This window comes from Mycobacterium sp. E3247 (genome assembly GCF_001667785.1).
Lineage (GTDB): Bacteria > Actinomycetota > Actinomycetes > Mycobacteriales > Mycobacteriaceae > Mycobacterium.
In genome coordinates this window covers 39,733-46,775 of the sequence record NZ_LZJG01000115.1, presented here as the reverse complement: position 1 = coordinate 46,775, position 7,043 = coordinate 39,733, and the positions used below count along the sequence as shown (strand labels likewise).

The 7,043-nt window shown below is 69.9% G+C and carries 9 protein-coding genes; 7 read left to right on the top strand and 2 right to left on the bottom strand.

What is annotated here, in order from left to right; all coding sequences use genetic code 11:
- From A9X04_RS05995 to A9X04_RS05975, 5 genes are all read left to right on the top strand, one after another.
- A partial coding sequence (locus tag A9X04_RS05995) for a Rieske (2Fe-2S) protein (RefSeq protein WP_156764236.1) occupies nucleotides 1–506 on the top strand: 506 nt, incomplete at its 5' end.
- Nucleotides 503–988 (top strand): hemerythrin domain-containing protein, encoded by a 486-nt coding sequence (locus A9X04_RS05990; protein ID WP_067918666.1) that lies wholly within the window; start codon nucleotides 503–505, stop codon nucleotides 986–988. The genes A9X04_RS05995 and A9X04_RS05990, both read left to right, overlap by 4 nt.
- 60 nt (nucleotides 989–1,048) lie before the next feature.
- On the top strand, nucleotides 1,049–1,804 hold the full coding sequence (gene pcaH / locus A9X04_RS05985; RefSeq protein ID WP_067918664.1) for a protocatechuate 3,4-dioxygenase subunit beta: 756 nt from the start codon (nucleotides 1,049–1,051) through the stop codon (nucleotides 1,802–1,804).
- Nucleotides 1,797–2,360 (top strand): protocatechuate 3,4-dioxygenase subunit alpha, encoded by a 564-nt coding sequence (pcaG, locus tag A9X04_RS05980; protein ID WP_067918662.1) that lies wholly within the window; start codon nucleotides 1,797–1,799, stop codon nucleotides 2,358–2,360. The genes pcaH and pcaG overlap by 8 nt, the downstream gene beginning before the upstream one ends.
- Nucleotides 2,357–3,586 carry a lyase family protein gene (locus A9X04_RS05975; protein WP_067918660.1) on the top strand — a complete coding sequence of 410 codons (1,230 nt, stop codon included), beginning with the start codon at nucleotides 2,357–2,359 and terminating at the stop codon, nucleotides 3,584–3,586. The genes pcaG and A9X04_RS05975 overlap by 4 nt, the downstream gene beginning before the upstream one ends.
- Here the strand turns inward: A9X04_RS05975 and A9X04_RS05970 are convergent.
- Nucleotides 3,574–4,221: a TetR/AcrR family transcriptional regulator gene (locus tag A9X04_RS05970; RefSeq protein ID WP_067918657.1), complete on the bottom strand. Its 648-nt coding sequence runs from the start codon at nucleotides 4,219–4,221 to the stop codon at nucleotides 3,574–3,576. The two genes, A9X04_RS05975 and A9X04_RS05970, sit on opposite strands and share 13 nt — an antisense overlap.
- Before the next feature lie 255 nt (nucleotides 4,222–4,476).
- Between A9X04_RS05970 and A9X04_RS05965 the strand changes: the two genes are divergently transcribed.
- On the top strand, nucleotides 4,477–4,758 hold the full coding sequence (locus tag A9X04_RS05965; RefSeq protein ID WP_067918654.1) for a DUF1876 domain-containing protein: 282 nt from the start codon (nucleotides 4,477–4,479) through the stop codon (nucleotides 4,756–4,758).
- 27 nt (nucleotides 4,759–4,785) lie between these two features.
- The gene (locus tag A9X04_RS05960) at nucleotides 4,786–5,586 is read left to right on the top strand and encodes an HPF/RaiA family ribosome-associated protein (protein WP_067918652.1); all 801 of its coding nucleotides are present in this window, start codon (nucleotides 4,786–4,788) and stop codon (nucleotides 5,584–5,586) included.
- Between the two features lie 130 nt (nucleotides 5,587–5,716).
- On the opposite strand, the gene A9X04_RS05955 is transcribed toward A9X04_RS05960, so the two are convergent.
- On the bottom strand, nucleotides 5,717–7,036 hold the full coding sequence (locus A9X04_RS05955) for a phosphoribosyltransferase (protein WP_067918650.1): 1,320 nt from the start codon (nucleotides 7,034–7,036) through the stop codon (nucleotides 5,717–5,719).
- Between the last annotated feature and the right edge of the window lie 7 nt (nucleotides 7,037–7,043).

Sequence of the window (7,043 nt, the reverse complement as noted above, 5' to 3'; positions counted from 1 at the left end):
GGGATCGCCGCCGCGGCCGCCACGGCCGCGGAATCGCCCTCACCGCACTGGGTTACGGCATCACCGTCGCGGGCAGCTACCTGGGCGGCGCGTTGGTGTTCGAATCCGGCATCGGCATCGACCAGTCCGGCGCGCGGCTGCGCACCACGGAATGGAAGCCCGTGCTGCCCGCGAGCTCGCTGAACGGCAAGCCGGTGCGTGTCGAGGTCGACGGGGTGGGGCTGGTGGTCTGCCAGACCAGGCCGGGGGAGGTCGCGGCGTTCGGGGAGCTGTGTCCGCACCTGGCGGCCCCCATGGCCGACGGCTGGATCGAGCGGGACCGGCTCGTATGCCCTTGGCACGGTTCATGGTTCGCGGCCGAGTCGGGCGAAGTGCTGCGTGGCCCGGCGGCGGCGCCGCTGCCGTGCTATCAGGCGAGGTTGGTCAACGGAATGGTCGAGGTCCGGTCGGAACCCGAGCCCGGGCTCGGCGCAGCGGTGGGAATCGGAGAAGGGGAAGGCAAATGAACGCCTACGACGTGCTCAAAGAACACCACATCGTGATCAAGGGCCTGGGCCGCAAGGTCAGCGAGGCGCCGGTGAACAGCGAGGAGCGGCATGCCCTCTTCGACGACATGCTGATCGAACTCGACATCCACTTCCGCATCGAGGACGACCTGTACTACCCGGCCCTCAAGGACGCCACCAAACTGATCGCGGTGGCCCACGCCGAGCACCGCCAGGTGATCGACCAGCTTTCCGTGCTGCTCAAGACGCCGCAGAGCGCGCCGGGTTATGAGGACGAATGGAACTCCTTCAAGACGGTGCTGGAGGCCCACGCCGACGAAGAGGAGCGCGACATGATTCCGGCGCCCCCCGAGGTGAAGATCACCGACGCCGAACTCGAAGAGCTCGGCAACAAGATGGCCGCCAAGATGGAGCAGTACCGCGGGTCCGCCCTGTACAAGATGCGCACCAAGGGGCGGGCGGCGCTGGTGCGCTCCCTCTGACGGCGATCGCGCCGCTGATATGCGCGGCGTGCGCGGCCATCGAGAGTAGCGTCACGGCTCATGACCGCCGAGTGCGTCGCGTCTCAGGCTGACATCACGGCCGAGATCGCCGCCATCGCAGCCCAATACCGGGGGGCCGAAGCGCAGCCCCGGCTCGATTACCCGCCCTACCGCGGCACCGTGCTGCGCCATCCCAGCCGCGCGTTGGTGGCGGTCGATCCCGAAGAGATCGAACGCTGGGCACCGTGCTTCGGCCACCGCGACGTCGACCCGCTCGAGGCCGACCTGACGGCCGGCCATCCGGGCCAACCTCTGGGCGAACGGATCATCGTCGCCGGGCGGGTGCTCGACGGATCGGGCAAACCGGTCGCCGGACAGCTTCTCGAGGTCTGGCAAGCCAACGCGGGCGGCCGCTATCGCCACCAGCGCGACCAGCACCCCGCCCCGCTCGACCCCAACTTCACCGGGGCGGGCCGGTGCCTGACGGGGCCGGACGGCTCGTACCGCTTCGTCACCATCAAGCCCGGGCCGTACCCGTGGCGCAACCACCGCAACGCGTGGCGTCCCGCGCACGTCCACTTCTCCGTCTTCGGGACCGCGTTCACCCAGCGCCTGGTCACCCAGATGTACTTCCCGGGCGACCCGATGTTCGACCTGGACCCCATCTTTCAATCGGTGCTCGACCCCGCCGCGCGTCGACGGCTGATCGCCCGCTACGACCACGACCTCACCGAGCCCGAGTATGCGACCGGGTATCGCTGGGACATCGTGCTGGCCGGCGCGCGGAGAACGCCCGTCGAGGACGACGATGGCTGAATCCTGCTGCACCCCAGGACAAACGGTCGGACCGTTCCTCGACCTCGGCTTGCCCTATCCCGGCGATCGCGCGCTGGTGGGCGAGGGCCATCCGCGCGCCATCCGGCTGCGGGGCACCGTCTACGACGGCGCGGGCGAGGGTGTACCGGACGCGCTGGTCGAGCTGTGGCAGCCCGACGGCGCGGGGCGCGTCATCCAGCAGCCCGGTTCACTGCGCCGCGATACCGCGACGTTCACGGGATGGGGTCGGTGCGCGACCGACGCCGCCGGTGCTTACCGCTTCACCACCGTGACGCCCGGCTCGACCGACGCCGCCCGGCCGCCGTTCTTCGCCCTCACCGTGTTCGCGCGGGGCCTGTTGGACTGCCTGTACACCCGCGCATACCTGCCCGACGGTGGCCTGGGCGCCGACCCGCTGCTGGCGGGCCTGGACGCCGAGCGCCGCGCCACCCTGCTGTGTGTCGCCGAAAACGAGTGCCCCGGCTACCGTTTCGACATTCGCCTGCAGGGGCCGGGCGAGACCGTGTTCCTGGCCTACCGAGGCGGTCGGCGATGACCAACCTGCTGTGGCCCGGAGACCATCGGGCCGGAGAGCACATGACGGATCGGGCCCTGCTGGAATCCATGGTCACGGTGGAATCCGCCTGGCTGGACGCCCTGTCCGCCGCGGGCCTGGCCCCACCCGAGTGCGCCGGCGCCGACCTGCCAATGCTGTTGACGCCCAACGATTGTGAGGCCCTGGCGGTTGGCGCCGAGGGTGGCGGCAACCCGGTGATCGGCCTCGTCGGCCTGCTGCGGGAGCGCGCCGCGCCGGCCGTGGCGCCGTGGATCCATCGCGGGCTCACCAGTCAGGACGTGCTGGACACCGGCCTGATGCTCGGCGTGCGCGAGGTCGTGGGGGAGCTGGCCGCACAACTGAAGGGTCAGATCTCGACGCTGACCGAGCTGGCCACCCTGCACCGGGTGACGCCCATGGTGGCACGCACCCTCACCCAGCACGCGGCGCCCACCACGTTCGGGGCGAAGGTGGCCGGCTGGCTGAACGGTGCCGTCGATGCCTTCGAGGGGTTGGCCGCGGTGGTCTGCCCCGTACAGATCGGCGGGGCGGCCGGCACCTTGGCCGCCGGCACCGAGCTGGCGGCGCTGCTCACCGGCGCCGCCGACGCAGCCGCGGCCTCCACCGGCCTGGTGCACAGCGTCGCAACGGATTTGGGTTTGGTTTCCCGGCCGCCGTGGCACACGACGCGCACACCGGTCACCGCGGCGGCCGACGCGTTCGTCGGCTGCACCGACTCCTGGGGCCGGATCGCCTCGGACGTCGTCACCCTGACCCGTCCCGAGATCGGCGAGCTGAGCGAGTCGGGCGCCGCAAACCGTGGGGGGTCGTCGTCCATGCCGCACAAGCGGAACCCGGTGCTGTCCATCCTCATCCGCCGGGCCGCCCTGTCCGCACCCCAGCTGGCGGCCACCCTGCACACCGCCGCGGCGCTGACCAACGACGAGCGGCCCGACGGCGCCTGGCACGCCGAATGGGACGCCCTGCGCACTCTGGCCCGGCGCAGCCTCGTCGCCGGATCCCAATGCGGCGAACTGCTGGCGGGGCTGACGGTGCACGCCGACCGGATGTCCGACAACCTCGACGCGGCAGACGTTTCGGGGGAACAGAACGCGATCGCCGAGCTGGCGGGGAAGCCGCCGTCACCAACCTACTTCGGCGCGGTCGACCGACTGATCGACCAGAGCCTCGACCGCGCCCGGGGGGCCCTCGCTCAGCGCTGGTAGATGCTGGCCAGCCAGATGTGCAGCAAGGTTTCGACCGCCCTGTCCTCCGGCATCGCCTCGTCCTCGGCGGTGAACGTCGCGGCCATCACCCTCTCGCTCAACATGTTCAGTGCGACCGACAGCTGCTCGGCCGGGATGGTGTCGGGCGCTGCGCCCCGACCGCGCTCGGCCTTGATGGCCGCCGTGGTCAGCGAGATCCACCGCTGCATGAGCGCCGACCACAACTGCCGCACCTCGGGGTTGGTCGCCTTCGCCGCGGCGCCCGCCACGGCGACCGCCGGGTGAGAGCCCGACACCTCGAAGAACGCCTCGATGCGCGCCCGCCACAGCTCCGCGGGGTCGCCGGACGATATCCCGCCGAGATTCCTCAGTGCCGCATGCGCCTTGCCGTTCATCTGGTCGAGCAGCGACAGCAGCACCGCGTTCTTCGATCGGAAATAGAAGTAGAAGGTGGGGCGCGAAATCCCGGCGCCTTTTGCTAGGTCGTCCACGGAAAAGTCGGCCAGCGGTCGCTCCTGCAGCAGGCGCTCGGCCGTGGCCAGGATCGCCTGTTCGCGGTCGTCGCCCGAATGGGGCGACGACCGGCGGCCCCGCGAGGCATGCAGGTACTTGGTCTGTGTCGGGACGTCGGACACGCCCGTTACTGTTGGGCACGTCGATATACACGAACGAAACTGTCGATTAAGCCCAGCAATAATGTCGATTAAGTCGGCGCATTCTTCGTGCGCGTCCGCGCATTTGCTGATCTGCCTTCAACGGGCCCGGCCGGGCGTGGCGTGGCCGACGAACGGCCCGGCGATTCGGGACTTCCGCCCCTACTCGGGCACAGGCACGAAGTGGTCGCATCAATAGCGCCGAGGAAACGCTCGGCAACCCGAGGAGATCTGGCGATGACGAACACCGACGACGGCACCAAGCAATGCCACATCGACGTGCTGGTCGAAGAGCGCGACGAACGGACGCGGGCCAAGGCACGACTGTCGTGGGCGGGCAAGACGCTCGTGGGCACCGGCCTGGCGCGACTCGATCCGGCCGACCCGCCGGTGGCCGCCATCGGCGACGAGCTGGCCATCGCCCGCGCGCTGTCCGATCTGGCGAACCAGCTGTTCGCCGCGACATCCACCGACATCCAGGCCAGTACGCACGAGCCCGTCACGGGCCTGCATCACTGAGCGACACGACGGAGAACGAAAGCCATCATGAGACAACGCCCCGATCTGCCGGCCGCATTCGAAGTGCGGGTGACGACGCACGGTCAGCTGCCCGATGCCGAGGACTACGCACGCACGAAGATCGGCGAGCTCAGCCACCTCACCCACGAACCGGTGCTGGACGCCCACGTCAGGCTGAGCGAGCACGGTGACCCCGCCGTGGCTCGCCGCGTCATCGCTCAGGCGAACCTCGACGTCAACGGCCGGCCGGTGCGTGCGCAGGTCGAAGGCACCACCGAGCGGGAGGCGATCGATCGGCTCGAGGCGCGGCTACGCCGCCAGCTGGAGCGCGCCGCCGAGCACTGGGAGGCCAAACGGGGCGGTGTGCCCCGCCGCGGTCCGCATGAATGGCGGCACGAGAGCGAGCCGACGCACCGGCCGGAGTACTTCCCGCGGCCGGAAGACGAACGCCGAATCATGCGGCACAAGTCATACAGCCTGCCGACCTGCACGGTGGAAGAGGCTGCGCACGAGATGGAACAGCTCGACTACGACTTCCACCTCTTCACCGAGCAGGGCACCCGCCAAGACAGCGTCCTGTATCGCGGCAGGCCGACGGAATACCGCCTGGCACAGGTCAATCCGGCCGCCGGCGAGCTGGCGCCGTCCCGTCTGCCGCTGACCGTCAGCCCGCAGCCCGCCCCGCGGCTCGACGTCGAGCAGGCCATCGAGCGGATCGGGTTGCTCGGCCTGCCCTTCCTGTTCTTCGTCGACACCGCCCGCGACCGTGGCAGCGTGCTGTATCACCGCTACGACGGGCACTACGGCCTGATCACACCGGCAGGCTGAACACCGATAGACCAACTGAATCCGCGGCGGTCCCGGCATCCCCCCGTCCGGGACCGCCGCCCCAAACCCTCACAGGCGTGCAAACGGAAATGCTCCGTGCAAACGGAAATCCTCAGGGGTGCAAACGGATTCAGTGTTCCAGCTGCGCGAGGTGCTCGGTGAACCAGTCGCGCGCGAGCACAGCCACTTGCGCCAGGGCGCCCGTTTCCTCGAAGAGGTGGGTGGCGCCCGGCACCACAGCGACCTCACACTCGACCGGGATCTTCGATTGGGCCTGCCGGTTGAGCGCCAGCACCATCTCGTCGCGTCCGCCCACGATCAACAACGTCGGGGCGTCAACGTGGCTCAGCGCGTCGCCGGCCAGATCCGGCCGGCCGCCGCGCGACACAACCGCGGCGACCTTGACCCCGGGATGGGCAGCGGCGCTCAGCGCCGCGCCCGCCCCGGTGCTGGCGCCGAAGTAGCCGACCGGCAATGCGGCGGTGTCGGGCTGCCCCGCAAGCCAGCCCGTCACGTCCACCAGGCGACCCGCGAGCAGCGCGATGTCGAATACATTGGCGCGGTTGCGTTCTTCCGCCGGGGTGAGCAGGTCGAAGAGCACGGTGGCGAAGCCGGCATTGTTGAGCACCTCGGCGACAAAGCGATTGCGCGGACTGTGCCTGCTGCTGCCGCTGCCGTGGGCGAATACCACGACACCCTTGGGGCGCTCGGGAATGGTCAGGTGCCCGGCCACCGCAACGGGTCCCGTCGGCACCCAGATCTCCTCGTCGCGCAGCGGCGGATCATCGGTGTCGGCGGCGACCACCCCGAAATCGTCTCGCGCGCTTTCGAGCAGGGCGACCACCTCGTCATCCGAGGTCTGAGGGAAGTGCCGGTATCCCTGGCCGACGGCCAGATACGGCACCGGCGTCTCCAGGCACACCACCTCGTCGGCGTATTGAGCGAACTGCCGGGCGGTCTCCGCCGCCGCGATGGGAACGGCCAACACCACCCTGCTGGCCCCCTCGGCCCGGGCCACCTGGCAGGCGGCCTGTGCGGTGGCGCCGGTCGCGATGCCGTCGTCGACGATCAGCGCGATCCGGCCGACCAGCGGAACCGGTTGGTGCGCACCGCGGAAGCGTTCCGACCGGCGTTGCAGCTCGGCCAGCTCCTGGGCCTCGACCGCAGCCATCTCCTGGTGGGTGAGCCGGGCCTCGCGAACCACGGCGTCGCTGAATACCCGCACCCCGCCGTCGCCGACCGCGCCGAACGCGAGTTCGCGGTGGTAGGGCACTCCGAGCTTGCGCACCAACAGCACGTCGAGGGGGGCGTGCAGCGCCTTGGCGACCTCGAAAGCCACCGGAACCCCGCCGCGCGGCAGGCCGAGTACCACAACGTCCTGCCCGCGCAGATATCCCATCCGCGAGGCCAATTGGCGTCCCGCGTCGGCCCGATCGATGAAACGCCTCATGGTGAGC